24 protein-coding genes and 1 pseudogene are annotated in these 24,657 nt (G+C 64.7%); 17 read left to right on the top strand and 8 right to left on the bottom strand.

The genetic code is table 11. From position 1 onward, the window contains the following. Nucleotides 1–938: 938 nt before the first annotated feature. Both ACMGFI_RS08725 and ACMGFI_RS08720 read left to right on the top strand, forming a co-directional pair. Entirely contained in the window at nt 939–2,369 is a 1,431-nt protein-coding gene (locus tag ACMGFI_RS08725) for a hypothetical protein (RefSeq protein WP_436908973.1), read from the top strand. Between the two features lie 174 nt (nt 2,370–2,543). Further along, entirely contained in the window at nt 2,544–3,791 is a 1,248-nt protein-coding gene (locus ACMGFI_RS08720; protein ID WP_436908971.1) for a Hint domain-containing protein, read from the top strand. Nucleotides 3,792–4,053: 262 nt separating this feature from the next. Here the strand turns inward: ACMGFI_RS08720 and ACMGFI_RS08715 are convergent. Then, nucleotides 4,054–4,158, bottom strand: a pseudogene (locus ACMGFI_RS08715) (IS6 family transposase); the annotation flags it as partial. 18 nt (nt 4,159–4,176) lie between these two features. Then, the gene (locus tag ACMGFI_RS08710; RefSeq protein WP_436908969.1) at nt 4,177–4,371 is read right to left on the bottom strand and encodes a hypothetical protein; all 195 of its coding nucleotides are present in this window, start codon (nt 4,369–4,371) and stop codon (nt 4,177–4,179) included. Between the two features lie 387 nt (nt 4,372–4,758). On the opposite strand from ACMGFI_RS08710, the gene ACMGFI_RS08705 reads away from it, so the two are divergent. From ACMGFI_RS08705 to ACMGFI_RS08695, 3 genes are all read left to right on the top strand, one after another. Continuing rightward, nucleotides 4,759–4,995 (top strand): HTH domain-containing protein, encoded by a 237-nt coding sequence (locus ACMGFI_RS08705; RefSeq protein ID WP_436908968.1) that lies wholly within the window; start codon nt 4,759–4,761, stop codon nt 4,993–4,995. 117 nt (nt 4,996–5,112) lie between these two features. Then, nucleotides 5,113–5,283 (top strand): hypothetical protein, encoded by a 171-nt coding sequence (locus ACMGFI_RS08700; RefSeq protein WP_436908966.1) that lies wholly within the window; start codon nt 5,113–5,115, stop codon nt 5,281–5,283. Then, nucleotides 5,276–5,569: an amphi-Trp domain-containing protein gene (locus tag ACMGFI_RS08695; RefSeq protein ID WP_436908965.1), complete on the top strand. Its 294-nt coding sequence runs from the start codon at nt 5,276–5,278 to the stop codon at nt 5,567–5,569. Before ACMGFI_RS08700 ends, ACMGFI_RS08695 begins: the two co-directional genes overlap by 8 nt. Before the next feature lie 173 nt (nt 5,570–5,742). Here ACMGFI_RS08695 and ACMGFI_RS08690 read toward each other — a convergent pair whose 3' ends face one another. After that, complete coding sequence (locus ACMGFI_RS08690; RefSeq protein WP_436910228.1) at nt 5,743–6,630, bottom strand: RNA-guided endonuclease InsQ/TnpB family protein; 888 nt, start codon at nt 6,628–6,630, stop codon at nt 5,743–5,745. Between the two features lie 524 nt (nt 6,631–7,154). Between ACMGFI_RS08690 and ACMGFI_RS08685 the strand changes: the two genes are divergently transcribed. The 6 genes from ACMGFI_RS08685 to ACMGFI_RS08660 all read left to right on the top strand — a co-directional run bounded on the left by ACMGFI_RS08685 (nt 7,155) and on the right by ACMGFI_RS08660 (nt 11,194). Next, nucleotides 7,155–7,676: an Lrp/AsnC family transcriptional regulator gene (locus ACMGFI_RS08685; protein WP_436908962.1), complete on the top strand. Its 522-nt coding sequence runs from the start codon at nt 7,155–7,157 to the stop codon at nt 7,674–7,676. Nucleotides 7,677–7,838: 162 nt separating this feature from the next. Beyond that, nucleotides 7,839–8,195, top strand: a complete 357-nt coding sequence (locus ACMGFI_RS08680; RefSeq protein ID WP_436908961.1) for a DUF7344 domain-containing protein — start codon at nt 7,839–7,841, stop codon at nt 8,193–8,195. 247 nt (nt 8,196–8,442) lie between these two features. Beyond that, a complete protein-coding gene (locus ACMGFI_RS08675; protein WP_436908960.1) occupies nt 8,443–9,261 on the top strand; it encodes a TrmB family transcriptional regulator in 819 nt (272 codons plus the stop codon). Between the two features lie 107 nt (nt 9,262–9,368). After that, nucleotides 9,369–10,025, top strand: a complete 657-nt coding sequence (locus ACMGFI_RS08670) for a helix-turn-helix domain-containing protein (protein ID WP_436908959.1) — start codon at nt 9,369–9,371, stop codon at nt 10,023–10,025. A 70-nt stretch (nt 10,026–10,095) separates the two neighbouring features. After that, nucleotides 10,096–10,449 carry a DUF7344 domain-containing protein gene (locus ACMGFI_RS08665; protein WP_436908957.1) on the top strand — a complete coding sequence of 118 codons (354 nt, stop codon included), beginning with the start codon at nt 10,096–10,098 and terminating at the stop codon, nt 10,447–10,449. A gap of 343 nt (nt 10,450–10,792) precedes the next feature. Next, nucleotides 10,793–11,194: a HalOD1 output domain-containing protein gene (locus ACMGFI_RS08660; protein ID WP_436908954.1), complete on the top strand. Its 402-nt coding sequence runs from the start codon at nt 10,793–10,795 to the stop codon at nt 11,192–11,194. A 219-nt stretch (nt 11,195–11,413) separates the two neighbouring features. On the opposite strand, the gene ACMGFI_RS08655 is transcribed toward ACMGFI_RS08660, so the two are convergent. Next, entirely contained in the window at nt 11,414–12,208 is a 795-nt protein-coding gene (locus tag ACMGFI_RS08655; protein WP_436908952.1) for a nucleotide-binding protein, read from the bottom strand. 195 nt (nt 12,209–12,403) lie between these two features. Here ACMGFI_RS08655 and ACMGFI_RS08650 point away from each other — a divergent pair, with 195 nt between their 5' ends. Further along, nucleotides 12,404–12,742: an ArsR/SmtB family transcription factor gene (locus tag ACMGFI_RS08650; RefSeq protein ID WP_436908949.1), complete on the top strand. Its 339-nt coding sequence runs from the start codon at nt 12,404–12,406 to the stop codon at nt 12,740–12,742. Nucleotides 12,743–12,766: 24 nt separating this feature from the next. Here ACMGFI_RS08650 and ACMGFI_RS08645 read toward each other — a convergent pair whose 3' ends face one another. Together ACMGFI_RS08645 and ACMGFI_RS08640 are read right to left on the bottom strand one after the other, a co-directional pair. After that, nucleotides 12,767–13,078 (bottom strand): HalOD1 output domain-containing protein, encoded by a 312-nt coding sequence (locus ACMGFI_RS08645; protein ID WP_436908947.1) that lies wholly within the window; start codon nt 13,076–13,078, stop codon nt 12,767–12,769. Nucleotides 13,079–13,210: 132 nt separating this feature from the next. Beyond that, a complete protein-coding gene (locus ACMGFI_RS08640) occupies nt 13,211–14,005 on the bottom strand; it encodes a TrmB family transcriptional regulator (RefSeq protein ID WP_436908945.1) in 795 nt (264 codons plus the stop codon). A gap of 367 nt (nt 14,006–14,372) precedes the next feature. On the opposite strand from ACMGFI_RS08640, the gene ACMGFI_RS08635 reads away from it, so the two are divergent. Further along, nucleotides 14,373–15,188, top strand: a complete 816-nt coding sequence (locus tag ACMGFI_RS08635) for a TrmB family transcriptional regulator (protein WP_436908943.1) — start codon at nt 14,373–14,375, stop codon at nt 15,186–15,188. 107 nt (nt 15,189–15,295) lie between these two features. Further along, nucleotides 15,296–16,963 (top strand): PKD domain-containing protein, encoded by a 1,668-nt coding sequence (locus ACMGFI_RS08630; protein ID WP_436908942.1) that lies wholly within the window; start codon nt 15,296–15,298, stop codon nt 16,961–16,963. A 51-nt stretch (nt 16,964–17,014) separates the two neighbouring features. Here ACMGFI_RS08630 and ACMGFI_RS08625 read toward each other — a convergent pair whose 3' ends face one another. Both ACMGFI_RS08625 and ACMGFI_RS08620 read right to left on the bottom strand, forming a co-directional pair. Continuing rightward, on the bottom strand, nt 17,015–18,328 hold the full coding sequence (locus tag ACMGFI_RS08625; protein ID WP_436908939.1) for an MFS transporter: 1,314 nt from the start codon (nt 18,326–18,328) through the stop codon (nt 17,015–17,017). Nucleotides 18,329–18,614: 286 nt separating this feature from the next. After that, complete coding sequence (locus ACMGFI_RS08620; protein ID WP_436908937.1) at nt 18,615–20,177, bottom strand: cobyric acid synthase; 1,563 nt, start codon at nt 20,175–20,177, stop codon at nt 18,615–18,617. A 553-nt stretch (nt 20,178–20,730) separates the two neighbouring features. Between ACMGFI_RS08620 and ACMGFI_RS08615 the strand changes: the two genes are divergently transcribed. The 3 genes from ACMGFI_RS08615 (at nt 20,731) to ACMGFI_RS08605 (ending at nt 24,550) form a co-directional block, all read left to right on the top strand. Continuing rightward, nucleotides 20,731–21,537 carry a class I SAM-dependent methyltransferase gene (locus tag ACMGFI_RS08615; RefSeq protein WP_436908936.1) on the top strand — a complete coding sequence of 269 codons (807 nt, stop codon included), beginning with the start codon at nt 20,731–20,733 and terminating at the stop codon, nt 21,535–21,537. Between the two features lie 476 nt (nt 21,538–22,013). Continuing rightward, nucleotides 22,014–22,838: an ABC transporter ATP-binding protein gene (locus ACMGFI_RS08610; protein ID WP_436908934.1), complete on the top strand. Its 825-nt coding sequence runs from the start codon at nt 22,014–22,016 to the stop codon at nt 22,836–22,838. Beyond that, nucleotides 22,835–24,550 carry a hypothetical protein gene (locus tag ACMGFI_RS08605; protein ID WP_436908932.1) on the top strand — a complete coding sequence of 572 codons (1,716 nt, stop codon included), beginning with the start codon at nt 22,835–22,837 and terminating at the stop codon, nt 24,548–24,550. Before ACMGFI_RS08610 ends, ACMGFI_RS08605 begins: the two co-directional genes overlap by 4 nt. Nucleotides 24,551–24,657 lie beyond the last annotated feature (107 nt).

Here is a 24,657-nt window from a genome sequence, read left to right as displayed (position 1 = left end):
CAGTCTATATTTGGATCCGCTTAGACTCCTGCTTTCTCCCGTTTCAGCCCTGCTTGCAGGCCACCCCTGCGCTTGCTCCGCTCAACGGTGACTGCTAGTCGCGATCGCTCCAATCACTTCACTACTATAGCGGCAACTGTGCTGGTATGATACGTGCGAAAACCCCAGTGAAACGCTGGTATTTTCGATTTCCGTTGCTATGCAGGGGGTGCAGTGACGGACGGGCGGAGAACCGTATACAGGGCTGGGTCAACAGAGCAATGTCACAATATCTCGTCCGAATAGACACCTGCGATAGAAATATATCGAATATGATTAAAACTCTCAAGATGGCAACCTCATCGTACCGATGTAGATCACGGTCGAGTATTCGCCTGCGAATTCAATATTTAATAGAAATTGATACTTCGCGTTGTTGTCCCAGAGTACTTTGATTGGGATCTCTTCCGACGAGCAAAGTACCTATATACATATACATTAGAATCTGTTTGGAGCTGTCCGAAACCAGGGTCTATGGCTCAGTTTGAAGAGCTGCGAAGTCGCTAAGATAACAATACGATATCTGATGTGATTCCTGAACATCATCTCTCTTCATCCGTAGTCGTAGATGGATTCGTGCGTAACAAGGATAATAATCGAATTGAAATACTGCAGGACAAAATAGCCGACCACCTCCATATGTTTGTACAATCCGTTCCTCGTTTGGTATACCTATCAGGTTCGTAGTGCGTCTCAAACCGTGAGATCCCTGTTGGTCTCGTTGGGATTTGACCCTCCAGAAAACACTTTGAGTCACGCCTGGACCATCGGGTATGGATCGACGGTCGTTCCTCGCTACAATCGGTGCGGTGGGTCTTAGTGGCTGTGCGGGCTTCGGGTCCACAGCTACCAATTCACCAACACAGACCCCGACGAGATCCGACCGTCCGACGCAAACGTTGACGCCCACAGAACAACCGACGAGTAGGCCCACCAGTTCACCGACTGACACGCCGTCGACGCCAAGTGGCGACGCACGCCCGGACTTCGCCAGCATCGTCGATCTCCAGACGGTCAACCGCACGTACACACTGACACCAACTCACTACCGGACGCCCGATGAGGGGGAGATCACCGCTCAGTTTACTTCGACGGCGACAGCGGACCACCCGGCGACCCTCTCGGCGATGTTCGAAAACACGAATGACTTCGAGAACACGTTCCGGATCGAGTGGACGCCACCGTTCGGTCGGCTCTCCAGTCGAAACCCCTCGCCGTTCCACGACGGTACACCAAATATTGATACGACCTACCGATCTAGCCTCCTGCTCGTTCCGACCGAGAATCACGACCTCGTCGACGACCCTCCGGCCGTCGACCGTGATGACGATGGCCTCTGGCGACTGGCCGACGGAATGAGTCAGTGGCTTCCCGAACAGGTCCGACTGCAGCCGGGCGAAATGATTCACGGTGAGTACGCCGTCGTCGGCCACCCCGACGGTGCCGGCCAGGGACGGCCACCCGGCATCTACGAATTCAGCGGCCGGAGTGATTCGACGCTTCGGCTGGCCGTCTCGGAGACTGCTGCGCCGGGGCCGAACCAGCAATCACGCTTCGCAGGCCGAACCGTCCCGTCGTTCGAGGGGGATACGACGACAGCTTGGTATCACGAGGCAGACGCCACGGCCACGACGTACCTGCACCCGGACAAAGAGCGGGGAGCACTCCCATTGCAGGTTGAGTTCACGTTCGTGAACAAATCGCGGTCGGAGACCCAATGTGGGCACTGGAACCTCTACAAACTCGTCGACGGGCAATGGTTCCATATCGGCCCGTATGGCCACACCGCGGACTGTCGGCTCCTCGCCCCCGGGCAGACGAAAACGTGGATCCTCAACGCGTATCCCGGAGAAGCACTGCCATCGATCGGCTACCGGAGTGGCGCTACCTTCGGCCACCTGGGCGGCGGGACCTACGGTGTCGTCGCCGGCTACGGAGCGGAGACATCTCAGAGCGGTGCCCTCGTCAAACTAGAGGGTGATGCGGTCGCTATCGAACCGACCGACGACCTCACGGTCGAATCGTCCGGCACGACAGTGAGGGTCCGTTCACCACGACGCAATGGTGATGCCCACACGACGTCGGCGACACTCACACTCACGCGGGCATCGACGGCCGACCGGACGGTCATCCCGGAGCAGGTCCTCCAGGAACGGAACCGCGGCCTCCGGAACACCGTCGCCCTCCTGACTGACGATGTCGAGACGGTCACCCTCCGAACGAGCGAGCAGGTGGCCGAAGCGGTGGTCGGCTACGAAAGCGACCGCAAGCGATATCGAATCCACGGGGTTGGAATCTACGAGGCCTCGATCGAACGGCACGCCGAGTGATGGGATCGCCACCAACACTGACGAGACGGTGACTGTCGCCCACAGCGAATCCCGTGCCAGGACCCACATCGCCCTCGACGATCTCCGGAGTCAGCTGGTTCGGAGCGCACCACGAGGGCTTCCCACCCAAAGCTCCGACGAGAGTTTTTATCGGGGGACGAGGGAGTGCCCCCCATGTCGACTGATATCGCCGGAACTGACGGGGATGAATCGTTCCGAGAGACGACGGCAGAAGTCTGCGAGTTGGCGGCCGGTGGGTTCACACCGGAGACGGAAGTCATCACGGCGACGGGCCCAGTTGCCGTGTCGGATCTCGGCCCGGGAGATCTCGTCTACAGCCTCGATACGACGACGCATCTGGCCAAACTGAAACCAGTAGTGAACGTCCAGCAGGTCCCCTACGAGGACGACCTCGTTGCAATCGAAACGAGGCGGTGTGACCTCCATGTCCATCCTGACCACCGAGTGGTCTGCCGGACAGAAGGGCAGGAGGATCTGGAGACCCGAGCAGCATGCCAGCTCGACGCCTACGAATCCTACAAGCTCGCGAACGAGTGGCAGACACTCCCAGGAGAACCCCTCGAAGAGGTGGACATCACCGACTTCTTGGACGACTACGAGATGTGTGCGGCGACGGACGTACACGGCCACACTGTCCGACGGAAGCTTCCGGACGGGTGTGAGCCGGTACGGCGGAATTCACATATGGGGTACTTTTTCGATCCGGAGACGTTCAAGCGCTATCAGGCTGACATCGAGGCGATCGCAACGGAGGTGACCATCCACGCCGGACCGAACTGCCATCGGCGACCGTATCGATTCGACGGGGATGACTTCGTCGAGTTTCTGGGATGGTTCGTGACGGAGGGAAGCGCTAGCGATTCACCGACGAGCGACACCATCCGAATCAAGATCGCACAGGAGGATCCGGACCACCGACCAGCGATTCGGGCGCTCCTCGAACGGATGGGGCTCCTCGGGACCGCCCACGACCGAGCGTTCGGGTTCTCGTCGACGGTGTTCGGGCGGTTGGTCCGGTCGCTGTGTGGCACTGGGAGTCACGACAAGCGCTTGCCTTCGCTGGTCTGGCAACTCGCACCCGACCAACAGCGACTACTCTATGACACCCTGCTTGCGGGCGATGCGAACGACAACGGGACCTACTATACGACGAGCGACCAACTCGCCGCACAGGTGTGTCGACTCCACGTCGAACTCGGCCTGAAGCCGCGACGGGCACACCGGGGCGGTACGTGGCAAGTGCGCGGGCAAACGATAAATGACGGGTTTCAATCATCGCGGAACGTCCGACGGACACCCTCGCCAGGGATCCTCTATCGGTTGACCATCGCCGATTATCCCACGGTGCTGGCCGGTCGGAACGGTGTCTTCCAATGGACGGGCGTGAGTGCCGTCGCGTAAGTGCCTAGAGGCGACACCGAAGCGCGTTGCCAACCGCTCAATACTGCGGGCTCCAGTGCTCGCCACATCGCGGACAGGAGTCGGAAGCAGTCGCGATGTTGTCGAACTCCTTGACGTCCCCGCAACTATCCCATTCCATGTTTCGAGCCATCTCTCTGACAAACCATCCTGAAAGCTGATGAATATGATGTAAGCGAGCAGGAGGCACTGTCTAGTTCAGCACCTCCTCAGCAGGAGTCGAGCCATCTAACGCTTGATTCGGTCAGTGGCGGTTGTAGTAGTGTCTGAACCGACGTAACCACCGTCTCGCACTTGACTGACTGCCACGTCAGAACGAGTGGAAGCGGTCGATCCGCATGGTGACTGTCGGTGTGACCTGTTGGTCCTAATTCTGATACACCCATAGACCGAGCGCCGCGAGCATACCACACAGCAGAAAGACGATCCCGAGGCCGCCGAACGCATACGCCAGTGCAACTACTGCCGATCCGGGAAGGGCCACGACGTAGACCAGCACTGCAACAGCACCACAGATCGCCGCGAGCATCCCGCCGAGAAACAGTGGGAAGTCAGGGTCCAATTGAGCAGGCATATCGAATCAGTCAGCATAATAACCAGTAAAGATCCCGCTTCTGGACGCTCGTCCTCGCGGTCGGTTACGACCTCACCGTGACGACCGAGGACGAACGCGTCCGACTCACCGTAGTCACCCCTGCTGTACGGTAGGACCGGCCGAAAGTGCCTGGCCGGAAGCGAACGCTCAGTCGACGGATTCCCGGACCCACGTCGAGCGTGTCCCCGGGGCCCGCCACGCCGGACCTGCGGGCGTGTCCGAAACCCGACACGGCGCTGGCCCGAACCGCTCCGTCCAGCTCCGGTTCACGTGTCCATCGCCACCGTCCGCTCGACGGTCACGTAGCCGTTCCCTCGTGGGAACCACTAAGAGTCGAGCGTCCCTACCTCGGGTATGGTCGACCCCGGCCGCGAGACACAGTACACCGAGTCGGACGTGATCGAGGTGTTCCGCGACCGCAACGACTACGCGGAGCCGCTCACCGCGAGCGAAGTGGCCGAGGCGCTGGGCTGTTCCCGTCGCACTGCCCTGAACCGGCTACACGACCTCCAGGAGGAGACGGACGTGACCAGCAAGAAGGTCGGCGGCCGCAGTCGCGTCTGGTGGATCCCCGTCCGCATGGACGAGTGAGACGTGCTGTGCGGTCGCGCCCCGAGTAGTCAGCTCGCTCCGATCCAGCCCGCTCGCGCGACCGCTCACCGACCGGAACCGAGTCGCTTTTATTTTAGGTTTGCCTAAAGGGAGTCGATGAGCATCGGCAGGCAGTCACGTACGGTCGAGCGGGGACCGGAGCGGTCGGCGCGGCCCGAGGTCGCGGTCCGGGCGGGCGCGCCCGGCCGGTCGGTCTTCGTCGAATCGGGGAACACGGACGGCTGGATCGCCAGCGACACCACGGTCGAGATCACTGACTATGTCTGAGACGGACGACACGGACGACGAACGGACGACGATCAGGAACGGGCGCGAGTTCGAGCAGACCTACCGGCTGAGCGCGAGCGAGGCCGGCGACTTCCTGGTCGAACTCGGCGAACAGCTCCGGGAGGGCGACGAGTTGACGGTCGCGACCGACGAGTGGGAGCTCCCCTTCGCGTTCGGCGAGCCCGTCGAACTCGAGGTCGACTTCGACGGCGTCGACGACCCCGAACTGGAGATCGAACTCGAACTCCCCGGGCGCCCTGACGACGAGGCGCCCTCCGTGGAGTAGGGTCGGGCGTGCATGTACAATCGCTCGTTCGCATTGGGACCGGAGGGGTTTGCTGACCACGGCTCAAAAAGTACTGAGACCCAAATCACTGACTGATCAATCTTCAGTCTTCGAGAAGTCAAAGTGCGTCACGAACCTTGATCAACTGTCCAAGGCGTGGACTTATCCGTGAACTATTCTGTTTGACCCGGTGAGTGGGGGACAAACCCCTTCTCGGGTGCAATAGTTCCGGATTTGAGGGCACATTGACTGATGCCCGTCCGGTGTGACGACGTGTGGCCACACCGGACTGCTCGAAGACCGATATTTTTGGCTGCATTGTAGTCAGCGTGAACCTCATATCCACACTCCTGACACTGGAACGTGTCACGGGTGGATCGATTTGCGGAGTCGACGTGCGCACAATCTGTCCGTGAACACATCCGACTGGTGTTCCGTGGATCGACCAATATTACGTCGATGCCGTGTACAGTCGCTTTGTACTCCACGTAAGAGACTAACCGTCGAAACGCCCAGCTATCGAATACTGTCTGGTTCGGAAGTCGGTCTACGATTCCAGTTAGTTCTTCGAACGCGATCGTTGAGCAGTCATAGCGGCGCGCCTCATCGAGAATGCCATTCGCAACTCGGTGAAGACGATCAATCGCAAACCTGCGAAGTCGTCTACTCACTTGCCTGTGGGTCTGATATGCACTTCGCGTTCCAGTCTTCTGCAACCTTCGTTGTAGTTCTTCATACTGGTCACGTTCGTGCTGGAGTGAGGACCCGGAGAAGAATCGCCCCGTACTAGTTACAGCGAGATGTTCGATCCCGAGATCAACCCCGAGAACCGTTCCGTTCTCGGCAGTTGAGCACTCGGGAGCTGGGGACGGTTTCCGAAATCCGAGATGGAGGAACCACTGTCCATCCCGGATCGTGAGCGTACTTTCGGTGAGTTTCCACTCCGGATCGGAAAGATAGTTGTACTGATAGCCATCCTCATCGTCTGGAAGTGCCAGTTCACACTGCACACGATCTTCGACAGTCGATAGTGAAACCGTGCCATCATCGAACAGCGTCATTGACCGGGAGTCATACCGGATAGTTGGTGCTGAAAACGTGGGCTTGGAGACGGACCGCCCGTTCTCTTCTCGTGTGCGGCACGCCTGAATTGCCTCGGCCGCTTGGTGAGTTGCTAATATCGCGTGTTGGCTTCCAAGATCAGTCTCCGACCGGATCCCATCATACGCTATCGACTGAATGGAACGCTGTTCGTGGCACTGTCTCCACGCTTTGTCGACCGCAATCTGACATCCGTCCTTCCACGCACTGAGTGTCTCTTCAAGAAGGCGGTGTGCGGATTCGCTAACCACTAACCGCGTGATCGCTGTCCGACGGATGTATTCGGCGGTCACGAGGATCGTTCGCCTCGGGTTGCTATATAAACCTCAGGAGCAGGAGAGACCATTATCTTAGAATTGATTCCATCTGAAACAGAGATGAATTCACTGTTCAGTAGTTTTGCGGAGTTATCGGATGGACTGCTTCAATCTCTGCTAGTGAAGGCCCATGCGGACTTTTCAGTCACCCCGTCCAAGGACACGGTATGTCCGGCATTCAAATCGACGATGTGGACCGGAGCATCCTGCACCAACTCCAGCTCAACGCCCGCCAGACCGATACGGAGATCGCTGAGAAGGTGGATGTAACCTCCACGACGGTCCGGAATCGCCTCGATAAACTCGAAGACGGGGGTGTGATCCGGGGCTACCATCCCGAGATCAACTACGAGGAAGCGGGCTACCCTCTCCACGTCATGTTTGTCTGCACGGTCAATCCGAATAAGCTGGAATCGATGGCCGAACAGATCCTCGACGTTCGCGGCGTGGTGACCACCCGCGATTTGCTTGGAGGCGAACGGAATGTCCACGTCGAGGTCGTCGCCGGCTCGGTCAGGGAGATCGAAGAGATCCGCAACGAACTGGCGGACTTGGGCATGACGATCAACAGCTCTGAGATCATCTCCGAGACGCAGGTCCAGTCATGGGACCACTTCTATCCACGGACGGGCCCCGACGCACGCCAGGACGATGACACCGACGACGGGTCGGTCACCGATCAAGGATAGCCGGACAATCGATTGAAAATCTCAATCTCACTCGCGTCTATAGCTCCACTACCTGCATTCCTGCTTCAATATATCCATTGATTATTGGATTCTGTTGGATTTTCCAAATATATGTATTATATTACAGAAAGGGCTTATTCGTTAGTACGTCCTCACCACAGTATGGCCCAATCAACCGAGGCAGTATCCAATACTTTCTGTATATTATCAAATCCCGTTCGTCGGTACGTTCTGGACTACCTCGATGAGCAGGAGACTCCAGTCTCCCTCGACCGCCTCGCCACTCGGGTTGTTGCCTGGCACACCGAGGGCGACCCGGACGCTGTCGACGACGCCACCCTCACCGAGATTCGCACGGCCCTGTATCACGTGCATCTGCCCAAATTCGCCGAGGCAGGCTATATCGAGTGGGATGTTGACTCCCGCACGATTCGGCAGGGACCAAACTTCGACGAGATCGGGCCGTTGCTCCGGTTGATGTCCGACCACGAAGACGAACTGCCCACGGGGTGGCCATAACCCAATGAGCCACCGTCTTCGCACGTGGCTCTCCGGACTCGGTGGGCGCACACAGGCTGAGCCACTGGCCTCTCGTCAGGACTCCGAGAATAAAGCCACCACGGCACTGTTTTCGTGTCCTTCCTGTGAGATAACGTATATCAGCGAGGAGATGGACGCTTGCTCGGAGTGTGGGGAGTCAGTCACCCAAATCCCGACCGAGCGTGAATTAGCTCTCTCAACCAGTCGAACATGACAGGATTACCTAATGGCTGCTGAGCAACGTAAAGCCGAGACGGTGAGTCTGTTGGAGGACCTCGGGCTGAAGGAGTATGAGGCGCGGAGTTTCTTGGCATTGACCCAACTCTCGATGGGGACCGCCAAGGAAATCAGCGAGATCTCAGAGGTTCCGCGGACCCGGGTGTACGACGCTGTCCAAGTGCTGGAGTCAAAGGGACTGGTCGAAGTGCAGCACGGGACCCCTCAACAGTTTCGCGCGGTCAGCATCGAGGAGGCGACCGCGATCTTGCGCCAGCAGTTCGGCACCCGGATCGACAGCCTCCAGTCACACCTCGAAGCGCTCGATCTTCAGCCGGAGGTCGACGATAGCGACCGAATGCAGGAGGTATGGACGCTGTCCGACCACGACGGCATCGAATCACGGACACACACGCTGCTGGAGGACGCTGACTCGGAGATCGTCCTGCTGGTCGTCGAGGAGGAACTCCTGACGGAGGCGTTGTACGAGCGGCTCCACGATGCAGTAGACCGCGGCGTCGACGTGATCATCGGTGGCAAGACGGACGCGATCATCGCCAAGCTCGGTACCGAGTTGCCATCCGTGAAGGTGTTCGAAACCGACCTGACCTGGCTCTTAGGGCCGGCGAGCGACGACGAGATTGCCATCAGCCGCCTACTATTGGTCGACCGCACGACGTTGCTGGTCAGTTCTTTCTACCCGGACACCGACCACGACGGTTCACACGAGCAGGCGGTCTTCGCTAATGGCCTGGACAACGGTGTCGTCGTCCTCCTTCGCCGGATAATTTCCTCGGGTCTGCTCCCCGTGGCGAACCCGGTAAAGTAGCCAGCAGTGGCTCCCGGGCCAGACTGCACGAACAGAGTGATGGCTATAAGCGCTATACTGAACGGTTAGTCGATTGTATTTACAGCTGGAAGCCCACTGTACAGACAATGGCTACTGAGGCGACGTTCACGGTTCCGCCAGACCAGTTCCCCTTGGGGACAGTGTTCAGCCAACTGCCGACCGTGACGGTCGAACTGGAGCGACTGATCCCCGCACAGGACGTGGTGATCCCCTACTTTTGGGTGCGGGGAACCGAAGTCGACGACATCGAGAGCGCGTTCACAGAACACCCGGGCGTGCAGGGGATTCGGCTCGTTGACTCTGTCGAGGACGAGTACCTGTTACGCGTCGAGTGGGGGCTGGACTACGACGACGTGTTGACCATTCTAGCGGAGACAGAGGTGCCACTGATTGAGGCCACCGGTACGCACAAACAGTGGACGTTCGAGGTCCGCGGTGATGACCGAAGCGATGTCGCAGACTTTCAACGACGCTGTCGAGAGCTGGACATCCCGATCACGTTGACGGAGTTGCACGCGCTCACACCGGTTGAGACAGAGACTGAAGCCGTCCTTACTGACACGCAGCAAGAGGCGTTGGTGCTTGCCTACGAGCGCGGGTACTTTGAGTCCCCCCGCGAGGTCACGTTGGAAGCCCTCGGCGAGGAACTCGGCATCTCACAGCAGGCCGTCGGTTCCCGCCTCCGGGGCGGGATCAACAACGTCCTCGGAAGCACGCTCTCTGCCCTGACAGCCCACTCTTGATTAGGTACTTAAAGTAGGTCTGTACCTGAAAAAGTCAGCGTGATTGCCGTCGATCGGTTACAGTGGTCTGATGAGTGAAGATTCTATTACCTTCGACTCGGTACTCGACCTGTGTCAACACCAGCACCGTCGGATCGTCCTCGGGGCACTCGCAGAAGAACAACGGGCATTGACGCTCGACGACCTTACGAAGGCCGTCATCAAGTACAATCATCAGACGCCGCTTACAGAGGCCTCTGAAGACGTACTAACAAAGATTCGCCTCTCATTATATCATGTCCATCTCCCGAAGTTGGCCTCGGAAGGACTCATCGACTATGATTCAGAACGACGCCTCGTGGAACCGACCAAACAATTAGATTCGGTGCAATCGACCGTGTCTACGATTCTTGACGCCGATCCCTCGCTCAAAAGCGCCGGTTGAGCTGTAGTACCGATCAATCGCTCTCACTCCACGTTCAAACGCCGACAGCTGTGAAATAGAGGGAGAATACAGATGGGAAAACAGAGTGACGGTCAATTCACCCGAACGGTCGCCAGATGCCGCACCTGTGGGTCGATCTACATGGCCAAAATAAGTTCGGACGGGTCATTCCATTTGGATGGGCTGGCGGAGTGTCCCTGTGGCGATGCAGAAATCACATTACACGACTTGTCTCTTGGTGGCACCGAGCAGTAAGTAGCGACATAAAAAGCGGGTTGTGTATGAAAACGTCACTTACAAAAACAGGTGTAAGGTCTAAGTGTCTCACCGAGCTAAAACCGTGGTGACCAATTCATTCCTCCAAGGGCCACCTCCGGCCCCGAACATCACGGGCGGTGATTGGAATGCAACGGGAAAAAGAGAAGCTCTCGAATATAATCCTGAATCAGATACCTACCGTGTCTCATTCGATAGCGATGACTCGGTAAGTATGGCAGTCGTCTCGGCTGTCGCGGTCGTTTCCGAGACGGAACCGATGGAGTTGCCGCCCCTCTATTCTGTCTGTGATCCGGAGGAACTTGAGACGGTGGTTCAACCGGCGATACATGGACCGTCAAACAACGACGGTCACGTCAGATTCACCTTTAACGCCTGTACGGTAACCGTCCACAACTACGGAATCATAACTGTCCAGCCACCAGAAGCGGACAATAGTGATCCTGAGGGAGAGCAGAAAACCGAGTGAGAACAGCTCCCATTGTCTAAATTTATTGTTTGTTAGAACTGTGAATTTGTTCTCCTTGGTGACGGAACTGCTGAACCCGTTCCACGACGAGTCGATTCTTGCCCCGACTGTGGCAGAACCGATCTCCGACTTACTGGTACGTAGTTCGTCTGTACTGAGCACTATCTCTTTCTAAAAGTAAGTAAGTCTTCAGGCGCAAGTGCGGCAAGAGGGTGGATTTTACCGTGGAATCTGTCCCGAATCGACCGGCGGATCAGGCTGGATGGCGCTAACTGTTCTGTTGGCAAGGGCCTCGGGATCATGATCGTGGATCGAAACCGACGCCGCAACATTTCCATATGTAGCTGCGGCCGATGATCCCGGTGCTGCTACGAGTAGTGGTTTACCAGCGTCTCGTGCATTCCGAACGGCAGCACTCTCAGGGATACTCCCGAGAATGGGCCCATCGAAGTACCGCTCGGCTCGTTCATGAAGTCGACCCAGTTCCGAATCAGCCGTGACCTTGTTGAAGAGGATGCCCGCGGTGTCGGTCCCGTACGAACTCGCGTACTCCTGGACCTTCAGGCCGTCCGAGAGCGCGGGGATCGTCGGTTCGAGGACGACCACGACCCGGTCGGCCAGCACGACCGGGAGGACCGCGGCCCGGGAGGAGAGCGTCGCCGCCGAGTCCAGCAGGAGCACGTCGGTGTCGGCGGCCAGCGTCGCCACCACCTCGCGCAGGCGGGCGGGGTCGGCGGCCTCGAAGTCCGCGAGGTTCGTCCCGCAGGGGACGACCGACATCCCGTGGCGCTCGTAGACGGCCGCCTCGACAGGGGCGCCGCCCTCGACGAGCACGTCGTGCAGCGTCGTCTCCACGTCGGCGAGGCCGGCGTGGAAGAGCAGGTTCGCCATCCCCATGTCGGCGTCGACGACCGTCACGTCGTGCTCCTCGGCCAGCGCCATCCCCAGCGCGAGCGTGCTCGTGGTCTTGCCGGTCCCCCCTTTCCCGCTGGCGACCGCGAACGCCTCGACCATCATCCCGGGGTGGTTCCCCCTCCGGTAAAAACGTTCGTGTCGCCGACAGGTCCGAGCGGTCCCGGCGGACGGCGCCCGACCCTGCGCGGAGGTGTGACGATATGGGTCAACACCACCGTCTTCCGTGATCGGCACCCATATCTAGATCCATGTTCGTCCGCCGTGGACTTCACAGCGAATGTGGAGAAGGAACCAATGCAAACCGACAGTGCGGTCACTACGACCGAGGAACTACTTACTGCCGTCGCTGACCCGAAGCGGCGCAAGATACTTCGCTACCTCCGGGATACCGACGAGGAAGTGATATCGGTCGAGGAGCTGACGGACGCACTGGCGGACGACTGCGATACGGCCGCCGGGCGGGACCAGTTCCGCATCAGCAGCCAACACGTCCACCTGCCGAAGCTGGCCGACGCGGGGATCCTGGCGTTCGACCCCCGGTCGGGGACCGTCCGCTACGCCGGCAACGAGCGCGTCGCGAAGCTCCTGCGCTTTGTCACCGAGGAGCTTGAGCCGGCCACCGCCGACGGCTGACCGACTCGCGACGGCGGCTCGCGTTCACGCGTCGTCGAGGACCGTACAGACCGTGATCGTCCCGTCGCTCCGGACGCCAACCTCGGTCCCCTCGTACTCGAACGACACCTTGACCGGCGAGCCATCGCCCTCCCTGTCGACCAGGCCGTCGAGCGCGTCCGGGTCGACGGCGTTTCCGAGCGGTTCGAGTTCGGAGACAGCACTGTTCGCCGCGACCGCGACTGCCTGGACGACGGCCGTGGCCGGCTCGCGTCGGCCCGTCCAGTCGTGACGGAGGACTATCGGTTCGTCCGCTGACCCTCCCGCAGGACTGTCGACGCCGGAGCCGTCGCGCATCAGGCCACCGTCGTTTCCCGCGTGGATCCGGCTTCGTTTCTCCGCTTGCAGTCGTTCGTAGTAGAGGCTTCCATACGTCATCGTCAGTGGCGAGCGGGAAAGGCTTGTTGTGAGGATACGGGTGACAGACGATCAGTCGCGGGTGCCGTCGAGTTGCCAGGTGAATATCGCACGGAGGACGACGACGAGGCTGTTGGTCTCGCCGGCGCCCCAGATCGCGGTCTCGTCGCGCGGTTCGGACGGCCGGTCGCCCTCGCCCTCGACGAGGACGCTCACGAGCGCCCGCCGCTGGTCGACCATCAGCAGGCGGCCGGCGGGCGTGTCCGACCCGACCCAGATCGAGTCGAACGTATCGATCCCGGACACCCGCTCGCCGAGCACCGTCTCGACGGAGGCGGAGAGTCCCGAGACCCTGATCGAGACGCCGCGGTCGCTCGCGGCGGCCAGGCGGTCGACGACGTCGTCGGTCAGCAGCGACTCGACGGTCATGAAGACGATCTCCTCCTCGGCCTCGTCGAGCAGTTCGAGCACTCGTTCGGTCACGGTCTCCCGGCCGGTGACGGTCCAGACGCCGCGTTGCTCGTCGGCGCGGTCGACGGGTTCGACCGCGTCCAGCGCCTCGGTCAGCCGCTCGACGCGGTGGCGGTAGTACCGCTCGAAGTGACGGGCGCCGGTCGCCGCCGAGACCGGCCAGAAGCGCTTGGGCTTCGACTGGCGCACGTCGACCAGTCCCCGGTCCCGTAGCTCGGTGGCGGCGTCGTAGACCCGCGTCCGCGGCACGTCGGCCACCTCGCTCACGTCCTGGGCCGTCCCCTCGCCCAGTTCGACCAGCGCCACGAACGTCCGCGCAGCGTAGGTGCTCAACCCGAGTTCGGTGAGCGTGTCGACCGCGACTGTGCGGGGCGCCGCCGATGCGTCCTGATCCATAGTATTCTCGAAACCACTACCCGGGAAGGGTAGCGGGGCGCGCGGCGACAGCGTGGTTGGGACCCTACTGGTAGCCGCGTGCCATCGGATCGTTCGGTGCGCTCCTATATAGTGGTGTTGTGATTATTTGGGTGAACAAGTGGGTATCCGAGGGACGGCGACGACCCGCCGAACGGTCGCGGACCGGGCGGGACGGCGACCGGACGGATCGCTGTTGGGGGTCAGGACCCGATAAATCGGTCGGAAGAGTGGTGCCGGGCCGGCGGTAGCGACGGGCAGGGCCGGGAGCTCCCAAGGGCAAGTGGTTTTCACGTGGAGCGGTTACACGGACGTAGTGACCGGGCGACCGGCGCTAGGTTGGGACCCTATGGATGACATCTCGAAAACAGACGAGGCGATCGAACTGCTACAGGGCCTCGGGCTGAAGGAGTACGAGGCGAAGGCGTTCGTCGCGCTGACGCGGCTCCCGCAGGCCACGGCCAAGGAGATAAGCGACGTCTCGGAGGTGCCCCGGACGCGCGTCTACGACGCGGTGCGCGTGCTGGAGACGAAGGGGCTGGTCGAGATCCAGCACGCCAACCCCCAGCAGTTCCGGGCGGTCGGGATCGACGAGGCCGCCGAGACGCTCCGCGAGGAGTACGAGGCCAAGACCGACTCGCTGCGGGAGGCGCTCGACGGTATCGAGCCCGCCAGCGACACCGACGGTGTCGACAGCACCCACGAGGTCTGGTCGCTCACCGGACGCACCGCCATCGGCAACCGGACCAGACAGCTCCTGGGCGAGGCCGACGAGGAGGCGGTCCTGATCCTCGGCTCCGAGGCGGTGGCCACCGAGTCGCTGTTCGACTCGCTCGCGTCCGCCGAGGACCGAGGGGCATCGGTCGTCGTCGGGACGGTGACCGGCGCGCTGCGGGACCGGGTCCAGGAGGTCCTTCCGGACGCCGAGGTGTTCGTCTCCGAACTGCCGTGGCTCGACGGGTCGGCCCTCGACGAGGACACCGACATCACGCGCATCCTGCTGGTCGACCGCACGACGATCCTGATCAGCACGACCCACGAGGGCGACGACGACGCCGACGAGCAGGCCGTCTTCGGCCGCGGGTTCGACAACGGCCTCGTCACCATCGTCCGACGGCTGATGGCCACCGGCCTGTTGCCCGTCGACGACCCCGGCACCGACTGACCGACCGCTCACCCGTCGTCCCACACTGTGAAACCCCGGCAGTGTCGGCTCCGAGACGTTTCACTCGGCTGTGGTATTACGTCGTATCGTTCCGATGACCGTCTCGCATGACACCGGATGCCAATCGGAACGGATCAGGCGAGCGGCGAACGGGCACGCGTGAACGGACGGCGACCCGACGCGGCGTCCTGCGAGCGACGGGCGCGGGGGTGGCCGGCGTCGCCCTCGGCGGGCTGGCGGGGGCCGCGGCGGCCGACGAGGGGACGCCGCCGCGGCTGCACACCGACGGGAGGTGGGTGCGGGACGAGGAGGGCGAACCCCTCAGACTGCGCGGCCTCGCGACGGCGTCGATGGGGTTCTACGCGGTCGACGGGACTCACCCGAAGACCCCGACGGAGGTCGTCGGCTGGGCGAGCGACCCCGCCCGCGGGTGGTACCCCAACGTCGTCCGCCTGCCGGTCACCCAGTGGGACGTCGACCAGCTGGGCGTCGACGCGCTGGTCGACGAGGTGCTCCGGCCGGTCGTCGACCTGCTGGGCGAACGAGGTACCTACGCGCTGATCGACTTCCACGTCATCCACCCCTACACCGAGGCGGCCGCCGACGACGCCGACTACGACACCAGCCCGGACGAGATCGTCCGGAACTTCTGGGGCGGCGTCGCGCCCGCCTTCGCCGACGACGACCACGTCCTCTACGAGCTGTTCAACGAGCCGACCTACCCGATCTTCTGGAGCGACAACGGCGAGAACGTCGAGAGCCCCGAGGAGGAGTGGCTGCTGTGGCGCGAGACGGCCCAGCCGTGGGTGGACATGGTCCGCGAGGAGGCCCCCGAGACGCCCATCGTCATCGGGTCGCCCAGCTGGACCTCCCGGACGAACTTCGCCCCGGAGTACCCCTTCGAGGGGGAGAACCTGATCTACGCCGCCCACATCTACCCCGACAACGGCCAGCCCGAGGAGTTCGACGACACCTACGGCGCGCCCGCCGAGGACGTGCCGGTCTTCGTCACCGAGTTCGGCTGGGACCCCTACAGCGACGGCCTCGACTACGGCACCAACACCGACTGGGGCCAGCCGTTCCGCGAGTGGGTCGAGAGCTACGACAACATGGGGTGGGCCGCCTGGTGTTTCGACGACTCCTGGGCGCCGGCGATGTTCGACTCGCCCGGCGCGGGCGGCACCGACGACTGGACGCTGCGCTCGGCGCCCGAGGAACACGGCGGGTTCATCCGCCAGTGGCTCGCCGAGACGTCCGACGAACCCATCGCGCTCCACGACCCGGGTATGACGGAGGCCACCGAGGGCGACACCGTCCAGTTCGAAGCCCGCGACCGGTCCGGCGAGGGCCACTGGATCGACTCGCTCGCCTGGGAGTTCGGGGACGGGACGACCGCCGAGGGCTGGTGGGCCTCCCACACCTTCGACGACCCCGGGCAGTACGACGTCACGCTCACCGCGACGAACGACGCCGGCGAGTCGACGACCCACGGGCTGGCGATCACCGTCACCGAACTGACCGAGAAGGTCGCGAAGGCCGACCCGAGCACGACCGACGCGGCCGTCGACGAGGCCGTCGAGTTCGAGGCCCGCGACTGCTCGGGCGAGGACCGCTGGATCGACTCGCTGGCCTGGGCGTTCGGCGACGGGACGACCGCCGAGGGCTGGTGGGCCTCCCACGCCTACGAGGCCGCCGGCACCTACACCGTCGCGCTCACGGCCACGGACAACACGGGCCACTCGACGACCCACGAGGTCGAGATCAGCGTCGAGTGACTCCGCCGGACCCGCGTCCGGGTGGACCGTGAGCGGGACCGCGACCGGCGATCAGTCCCCGGCGGCCGCGGCGTCGACCCCGACGCTCGCCCGGGTGCGGTAGAGCCGCTCGGCGAGCGCGACCGACGCCAGCGCGAGCGCGACGAAGACGACGAAGCCGGTGGCGTAGCCCGACCGGCCGAAGCTGTCGACGAACAGCCCCAGCACCGGCGGGACGACGAACCCGCCGAACGCGCCGAGGCCGCCGACCAGCCCCGAGGCGCCGCCGACGGCCTCCGGGACGTACTTCGGGACGAGCTGGAAGACGGCGGCGTTGGCGACGCCGACCCCGACGGCCAGGCAGACCGTCGCCCCCAGCGCGGTGCCGTAGGTCCGCGTGACGACGAGCCCGAGCGCCGCGAGGCCGACGACGACGAAGCTCCCGACCGCCGTCACCTCGCCGCCGATCCGGTCGCTGAGATACCCGCCCGGCACCCGCAGGATCGCCGCGGGCAGGGTGAACGCGACGGCCGTCAGCGCCCCCGCCCCCTGGACGCCCATCCCGTGGATCGCCGTCCAGTAGGTCGGCAGCCACACCGTCAGCGCGAGGAAGCCCCCGAAGGAGGTGAAAAACAGCGCCACGAGCGCCCACGTCCGCGGGATCGCCGCGGCCTCGCGGATCGACGCGAACGCGTCGCCGCCCGGGAACAGCTCCTGGCCGTAGGCCTCGGCCCGCTGGCGGGCGTCGTCGGTATCGAGGCCCTGCTCGCGCAACTGAAACGAGGGCGGGTCGACCGCCAGCGCGGCGTAGACGACCGTCCCGACGACGAGGAAAGCGAACCAGACCAGATAGGAGGTCGTCAGCCCGAGCGCCGACAGCGCGATGGGGAGCAGGAGCGTGAACAGGCCCGGCGAGCTGTTGCCCAGCCCCGCGTACACCGCCAGCACCGTCCCCTGGCGGTCCTTCGGGTACCAGTAGGCGGTCTGGGTGGTCCCCACGGAGAAGGTAGCGATCCCGCAGCCGCTCAGGGCGCCACACAGGAACACGAGCGGGTACAGCTCCATCGTCAGCCCGCCGGGGTAGGCCGTCACAAGCAGGACCGAGAGTCCCGCCATCCCGACGATCGAGAGCGTCAGGAGGACTAAAAATGGCTTGCGCGGGCCGACCTCGTCGACCCACGCGCCGAAGGGGACCCGCAACAGCGACCCCGTCAGCTGGGGCGCGCCGACGAGCAGCCCGAGCGCCAGCCCGGACAGCCCCATCGCCGACTCGAACTCCGTCGCGACCGGCCCGTACAGCACCACGCCGGCGAATCCCACGAAGAAGCCGAGCGTCGCCGACGCCAGCCCCCGGCGCGAGCTCCCGCGTATCCGATGCACGCTCATACTGGCTCGAAATAGTACGCCCGTAATTTTGTTCCGATCTGTTTCGCAAATACTGCACTGCTCCGCAGTATTATAGAGTGATCGAACACATTCGGCTACGTTATTCGGACGAACGTTCACAGCCGTTCGCCAGTCACCGAGTGGGTTGGCCGCGACGGCGGCCTGGTGTTGACCGTCGCCGGTGCCGTGCGCTCGCGCGCGGATAGAGATCTCGCCGGTGGCGATGACCCGGGGGGCGAGAGCGGCCGGCGACCGACGGCGGGCGACAACCGCGAGCCGACCGCGGTCAGCGGTCCGGGAGCAACGGCGCGAGGTCGACGTTGTCCGCCACGAGCGCGGCCGCCCGGTCGTACGGCGACTCGGTCGCCGCGTCACCGTCCGGTCGATCGATACCTACGTGGGAAAACACGCTGTCGACGAACGCCTCACGAGCGGGAGCGTTCTCGAACAGGCCGTGGAGGTAGGTACCGAACGCGCGGTCGGTCGCCGCGCCGGCCCCGGCGTCGGGGAACGGCCGTTCGACCGCGGCGGCCCCGCCGTCGACGGGTCGGGTCTCACCCATGTGGATCTCGTAGCCCGAGACCCGTCCGGCGGCGCCCGCCAGCGGTCCGACGCCGTCGATCCGCCGGGTGGCCTGCTCGACTCGCTTGTCCGGCGAGAAGCGCGTCTCGACCGGGAGCAGGCCGATGCCTTCGAGGGTATCGAGGTCGTCGGTGCTCTCGACGCCCGCGTTGGTGATACAGCGGCCGAGCATCTGGTAGCCGCCGCAGAGGCCGACGACCGGGCCGTCGAACGCGCGGAGTCGATCGGGGAAGCCGGCCGCCCGGAGCGCCCGCAGGTCGTCGACCGTGTTCTTCGTGCCCGGGAGGACTACCGCGTCGGCGCCGCGGCCCGTCCCCGTTCCGACAGCCTCGGGGTCCGCGAGCTCGGCATCGAGCGGCAGGTAAACGACGCGGACGCCGGGTTCGCGGGCCAGCGGCTCCAGGTCGGTGAAGTTCGAGATGCGCGGCAGCCGCGGGACGGCGACGGTGACCGCCCGGTCGTCGGCGACGCCGTCGTCGTGCCCCCGGACGGCTCGCTCGCCCTCGGCGGGGAGGCCGACGCTGTCCTCGGCGGGCAGGCCGGGGTCGTCGTGGGGGACGACGCCCAGGATCGGGACGCCCGTCCGCTCCTCGACCTCCTCGACGGCGGGGTCGAGCAGCGACGCGTCGCCGCGGAACTTCGTCAGGACCGCGCCGGCGACCCGCTCGCGCACGTCCGCCGGCAGGAGTTCGACCGTGCCGACGAGGCTGGCGAACGCGCCCCCGCGCTCGATGTCGACTACGAGGACGATTCGGGCGTCGGCGAACCGCGCGGTCTCGACGTTCGCGAGGTCGCGCTCGCGCAGGTTCGGCTCGGCGATCGAGCCCGCCCCCTCGGCGACGACCACGTCGTGGGCGGCCGCGAGTCGCTCGTGGGCGCGGCGGGCCGTCTCGCGAGCGCGCTCCCAGTGGTCGTCGTAGTACTCGCCCGCGCCGTAGTGGGCGACCGCCTCCCCGTCGAGGACGAGCTGTGACTCGCTGTCCCCGCGAGGCTTGAGCAGGACGGGGTTGTGGTCCGTCGTCGGCGCGACGCGGGCCGCGCGGGCCTGGACGTACTGCGAGACGCCGATCTCGCCGAACGCGGTGTCGGACCCGGGTTCAGTGACGGCCTCGGCTTTCGGCACCGCGCGGGCGTTGTTGCTCATGTTCTGGGCCTTGAACGGCGCCACGGCGACGCCCCGGTCTGCCAGGAGCCGGCACAGCCCCGCGGCGACGGTGCTCTTGCCCACGTGGCTGGCCGTGCCCGCGACGAGGATGGTCCGCGCCATCTGGTGTTGTTCCCCGGTTCGGTCCCGACCGGTAAATACGGGACGGGGTTCAGTCGGTCGGGGCGGTGGCCGGCGTCGCGGGAGCAGGGGATCGCGGATCCGTCCGACCGACCGCTCAGTACGGGTGAGCGTTGTTGCGGTCGCGGTGCGGTTGGCGCGCGCTGTCGCGCGTTTCATCGCGCGACAGAACCGCGCGAGGGATGAGACGCGCAGGAGCCTGCGACGAGCATCGAATCGGCTGGGGAGGCTCGTGGCTGTCTGTGGTTGCTGTGCGGGGCGGTGCTGTCCTGGCGGACTGAAAGGGCGAGGTGCGCTCGCGCCGATAGTCGCCTGAGCGGGCACTATCCGTGCGGGCGGTGCGGAGAGCGCGGATATCCCGCTCAGCGACCGCGAGCGCGCCGAGGGCTTTCATCGCTCGCTGTCGAGTGCGGTCACTCTCACACGACTTCATTTCGCGACACCACAATCAGGAACAGCCGATCAACTCACACGGGCTCCGAACGGTCGAACGACTGAAGTGACGACGCCGCCCATCCGAGCGCGGAACCGCCTCATGCCCGACGACCACTACGACGACCTGGCCGACGACTGGAGCGACTACGCCGAAGTACCGTGGCGCGGGCAGGTGCTCTGGCCGACGCTGACCGACCTGCTCCCCGACCTCGACGGGCTTCGAGCCCTCGACGCCGGCTGCGGCGACGGCTACCACGCGGCCCGACTCGCCGACCGCGGCGCGGACGTGGTCGGCGTCGACGCAAGTGAGGCGATGGTCGACCGCGCCCGCGAGCGCTACGGCGACCGCGCCGACTTCCGCTGTGGTGACCTCGCCGCGGGGTTCGCTTCCCTCGACGACGGCGGCTTCGACCTGGTCCTCTGCCAGCACGTGCTCTCGCACGTCCCCGCTCTCGATCCGGTCGCCGGCGAGTTCGTCCGCCTGCTCCGTCCCGGCGGCGCGGTCGTCTGCTCGACCCACCACCCGTTCCACGAGTATCTCGTCGTCCGCGACGAGTCATATCCTGATACCCGAGCCATCGACGGGCTCGACGCCCGTCCGGCTGTCGACGCCGACGGCCGCTCGCCCACCTACGCCGACACCGAACGTTACGACCTCTACTGGGGCGGTGAAGTGTCCGCGGAAGGGTCGGACGGGGACGACGACGGGAAAGCGGAGCCCACGACCTTCCACCGACGGCCGCTCGACGCGCTCACCGGCCCGCTGTTCGACGCCGGCTTCGTGCTGGCGGACCTGCGCGAGCCCGATCTGTCCGAGCGGCTGGACGACCAGTTGGTGGACGAGGTGTCGGAGCTGGTGGACCGACCGCCGCGGTCGCTCTGTCTCCGCGCCGAACTCACCGAGTAGGGTTGCGAGTGTGTTCGGTTCGTTCCTCCGAGTCATCTTGACCGCACTCGACGCGACCGCACGAGACAGCAGACGGTGAAAGCCCTCGGCGCGCTCGCGGTCGCTGAGCGACATATCCGCGCTCTCCGCACGGCCCGCGCGGATAGGGGTCGCTCAGGCGACTACATAAACGCGAGCGCGCCTCGCCCTTTCAGTCCGCCAGGAGTGATCTCATCACGGTAGTGTCAGAACGGCGGCCGGACGGACAGGCGTGAACCACACACCTCCCCAGCCGATTCGCTCCGTCACTTCGTTCCTCCGCTCATCCCTCGCGCGGCTACGGTCGCGCGCATGAAAGCGCGCTCCAGCGCGCGCCGGTTCGGAAATCAAGAGAGCGAAACCACCGCCACGAAGCTCACGACCACGAGCGGGCCGGGGAGACAGCCTGGTCACCGCCCGACCGATCACATAAGGGTTGGACGCGTGAAAGGACGAGTATGTCCCCTGAACGTCCCCCGGACGGTCCCGCGATCGAGACGACGGACCTGACGAAGCGCTTTGGCGACGTGCTGGCGGTCGACGGCCTCGACCTGGATATCGACCGCGGCGAGGTGTACGGCTTCCTCGGGCCGAACGGCTCCGGGAAGACGACGACGATGCGGATGCTGACGACGCTCACTCGACCGACCAGCGGGTCGGCTCGCGTGATGGGCATCGACGTTGCCGACCGGCGGGAGCTGATCTCGGTGGTGGGCTATCTCCCCGAGGAGCCGCCGCTGTTCGACGAGCTGACCGCCCGCGAGCAACTGCGCCACGTCGCCGCTCTCCACGACGTGCCCCGCGAGCGGGCCCGCGACCGCATCGACCGCTACCTCGACCGCTTCTCGCTGGCCGGGGAGGCCGACCGCCGGCTGGAAGGCTTCTCGACGGGGATGCGCAAGAAGGTGGGGCTGATCGCGACGGTGATCCACGAGCCGCCGGTCCTGTTCCTCGACGAGCCGACCAGCGGGCTGGACCCGCGGGCCGCCCGCACGGTCAAGGACCTCATCGCCGAACTCTCGGGCGGCGAGACGACCGTTTTCCTCTCGACGCACATCCTGCCGGTCGTCGACGAACTGGCCGACCGGGTGGGCGTGCTCCACCGCGGCGACCTGGTCGCGGAGGGCCCGCCCGACCGCCTCAAGCAGCGCGCCGAGCGCGGGGAGGCCGGGTCGCTTGAGGACGTGTTTCTCGAAGTGACGACCGACCACGCCGAGGAGGCGACGGCGACCGAGGCGAGCGCGGCCGACCGGGACGCGACGGCGCCGGACACCCAGTCATGAACCTCGGCCACAGCCTGCGGCTGACCCGCATCGACGTGCGACGAATGGCCCGCAAGCGGACCGACCCGGACAGGCGACTCGCCTCGGTCGTCTCCGTGGGGCTGTACGCCCTGCTGATGCTCGGGCTGACCGCCGGCGGCGTCTACGGCGGCCGGGCGCTCGGCGAGGCGCTGGCCGCGGGCTCGCTCGAGTTCATCCCGACGGCGACGGCGGTCGCCGTCCGCGGGTTCGCCGGCGTCACGTGGGTGATCACCGTCGGCGTCTTCGGCGTCCGCGCGGTCGGCCAGCGCGGCACGCTCACCAACGCCGAGGGCGTCCTGACGGTCGTCCCGACGCCGGAGGCGTACCTCGGCCACGTCGCCAGCGAGTACGTCTATCTGCTCGTCTGGACGCTACTGCCCGCCGTCGGCGCCGGCGTGGGGCTCGCGCTCGGCACCGGCACCCTGTGGCCGGCCGCGGGCGTCCCGCTGGCGGTCGCGCTCGGGGGATCGACCGTCGTCACGGCGGCCTACGCGCTCGGGCTCGCCCTCCGCCACGTCGTCACGCGCTTCCCGTTCGTCGCCCGGCACAAGAACGGGCTGATCGTCCTCGTCTTCGTCCTCTACATGGCCGCCATCGTCAGCGGGTCGCTCAACCAGGTGATCGCCGTCCTCTTCGACCCGATGGCCGCCTCGCCGATGGGCTGGTACGCCGACCTCGCGCTCGTCGGCCTGCCGAACGTGGCCCTCGACGGGACGCGAGCGGGCGCGGTCGTCGCCGCCACGGTCGCGTTCGCCGCCGTCGCCGTCGCCGCCGGCACCTGGGTCGCCGGCCGCCACTGGTTCGCCGACCCCGCGCTCGCCGGCGAGGACGAGGACGAGCCCGCCGAGTCCGACACGTCCGGGGTGGCGGACGCGGTCACCCCGGCGACCGCCGAGGAGGACTGGCTCGCCCGCCGGCTCGAAGCCGTCGTCGACCGGCCGACCGCGGCGCTGGTCGTCCTCGCGTGGCGCCGGGCCGCCCGCGCCCCGCTCAAGCTGATGTACGCCGCCTACCCCCTGTTCTTCGCCACGGGGATCTTCGTCGACATCGTCCAGACGGGACAGATCCCCGCCTACCTCCCCTACGGGCTGCTCGTGTTCGTCGCCTGGGCCGGCGGCGTCGTCTTCACGCTCAACCCGCTGGGCGACCAGGGCTCCGTGCTCGCTACGACGCTGCTCTCGGAGGTGACCGGCCGGAAGTTCGTCCTCGCGCACGTCCTCGCCGGCCTCGTCGTGGTGATCCCGGCCGGCACCGCGCTCGTCGCCGTCGCCGCCGTCCTGAGCCCGGTCGGGGTCCGGAACACGGCGATCCTCGTCGGCCTCTCGCCCGTGGCGATGGTCGTCGCCGCCGGGCTCTCCGTCGGCATCGGCACGGCCTTCCCCCGCTTCGAGGCGACGAACATCACCCGCTCGATGGAGGCCGTGGTCCCCAGCCCCTGGGCGTTCCTCCTCTTCAGCGCCCACGTCGTCGTCACCGCCGTCGCCGCCGTCTTCGTCGGCCTGGAGGGCGCACGCGAACTCGGCGTCGCGCTGGTCGCCGGGCTCGCCTCCCTCGTCTTCTCGGCGCAGGTGAGCCTCTCCCCGACCGCGCTCTACTACGCCAGTGCAGTCGCGCTCGTCGTCCTCCTGTTGCTCCCCGCCCTCTCCTATCGCTACGCCGTCCGCACCTTCGACGGCTACGAACTGGCGTGAGCGACGGGGACGAGCGGCAGCGGGAGACGGCGGACGATCCCCCTCGATTCCCGGTGATCGGACGCCCTCCACCCGGCTTGCGCGCGCAGAGTCCTCTTGAGGCCGGG

This window comes from Halosimplex marinum, from assembly GCF_051414075.1.
GTDB classification, from domain to species: Archaea; Halobacteriota; Halobacteria; order Halobacteriales; family Haloarculaceae; genus Halosimplex; species Halosimplex marinum.
Note: the sequence above shows the minus strand (reverse complement) of the source record. Positions and strands in the feature narration are given on the sequence as shown.

Coding starts and splice junctions, on each gene's coding strand:
- ACMGFI_RS08720 (WP_436908971.1), top strand. CDS start 2,544: ATGTCGACTGATATCGCCGGAACTGACGGGGATGAATCGTTCCGAGAG.
- ACMGFI_RS08705 (WP_436908968.1), top strand. CDS start 4,759: ATGGTCGACCCCGGCCGCGAGACACAGTACACCGAGTCGGACGTGATC.
- ACMGFI_RS08700 (WP_436908966.1), top strand. CDS start 5,113: ATGAGCATCGGCAGGCAGTCACGTACGGTCGAGCGGGGACCGGAGCGG.
- ACMGFI_RS08695 (WP_436908965.1), top strand. CDS start 5,276: ATGTCTGAGACGGACGACACGGACGACGAACGGACGACGATCAGGAAC.
- ACMGFI_RS08690 (WP_436910228.1), bottom strand. CDS start 6,630: ATGACGCTGTTCGATGATGGCACGGTTTCACTATCGACTGTCGAAGAT.
- ACMGFI_RS08685 (WP_436908962.1), top strand. CDS start 7,155: ATGTCCGGCATTCAAATCGACGATGTGGACCGGAGCATCCTGCACCAA.
- ACMGFI_RS08680 (WP_436908961.1), top strand. CDS start 7,839: ATGGCCCAATCAACCGAGGCAGTATCCAATACTTTCTGTATATTATCA.
- ACMGFI_RS08675 (WP_436908960.1), top strand. CDS start 8,443: ATGGCTGCTGAGCAACGTAAAGCCGAGACGGTGAGTCTGTTGGAGGAC.
- ACMGFI_RS08670 (WP_436908959.1), top strand. CDS start 9,369: ATGGCTACTGAGGCGACGTTCACGGTTCCGCCAGACCAGTTCCCCTTG.
- ACMGFI_RS08665 (WP_436908957.1), top strand. CDS start 10,096: ATGAGTGAAGATTCTATTACCTTCGACTCGGTACTCGACCTGTGTCAA.
- ACMGFI_RS08655 (WP_436908952.1), bottom strand. CDS start 12,208: ATGGTCGAGGCGTTCGCGGTCGCCAGCGGGAAAGGGGGGACCGGCAAG.
- ACMGFI_RS08650 (WP_436908949.1), top strand. CDS start 12,404: ATGCAAACCGACAGTGCGGTCACTACGACCGAGGAACTACTTACTGCC.
- ACMGFI_RS08645 (WP_436908947.1), bottom strand. CDS start 13,078: ATGCGCGACGGCTCCGGCGTCGACAGTCCTGCGGGAGGGTCAGCGGAC.
- ACMGFI_RS08640 (WP_436908945.1), bottom strand. CDS start 14,005: ATGGATCAGGACGCATCGGCGGCGCCCCGCACAGTCGCGGTCGACACG.
- ACMGFI_RS08635 (WP_436908943.1), top strand. CDS start 14,373: ATGGATGACATCTCGAAAACAGACGAGGCGATCGAACTGCTACAGGGC.
- ACMGFI_RS08630 (WP_436908942.1), top strand. CDS start 15,296: ATGACACCGGATGCCAATCGGAACGGATCAGGCGAGCGGCGAACGGGC.
- ACMGFI_RS08625 (WP_436908939.1), bottom strand. CDS start 18,328: ATGAGCGTGCATCGGATACGCGGGAGCTCGCGCCGGGGGCTGGCGTCG.
- ACMGFI_RS08620 (WP_436908937.1), bottom strand. CDS start 20,177: ATGGCGCGGACCATCCTCGTCGCGGGCACGGCCAGCCACGTGGGCAAG.
- ACMGFI_RS08615 (WP_436908936.1), top strand. CDS start 20,731: ATGCCCGACGACCACTACGACGACCTGGCCGACGACTGGAGCGACTAC.
- ACMGFI_RS08610 (WP_436908934.1), top strand. CDS start 22,014: ATGTCCCCTGAACGTCCCCCGGACGGTCCCGCGATCGAGACGACGGAC.
- ACMGFI_RS08605 (WP_436908932.1), top strand. CDS start 22,835: ATGAACCTCGGCCACAGCCTGCGGCTGACCCGCATCGACGTGCGACGA.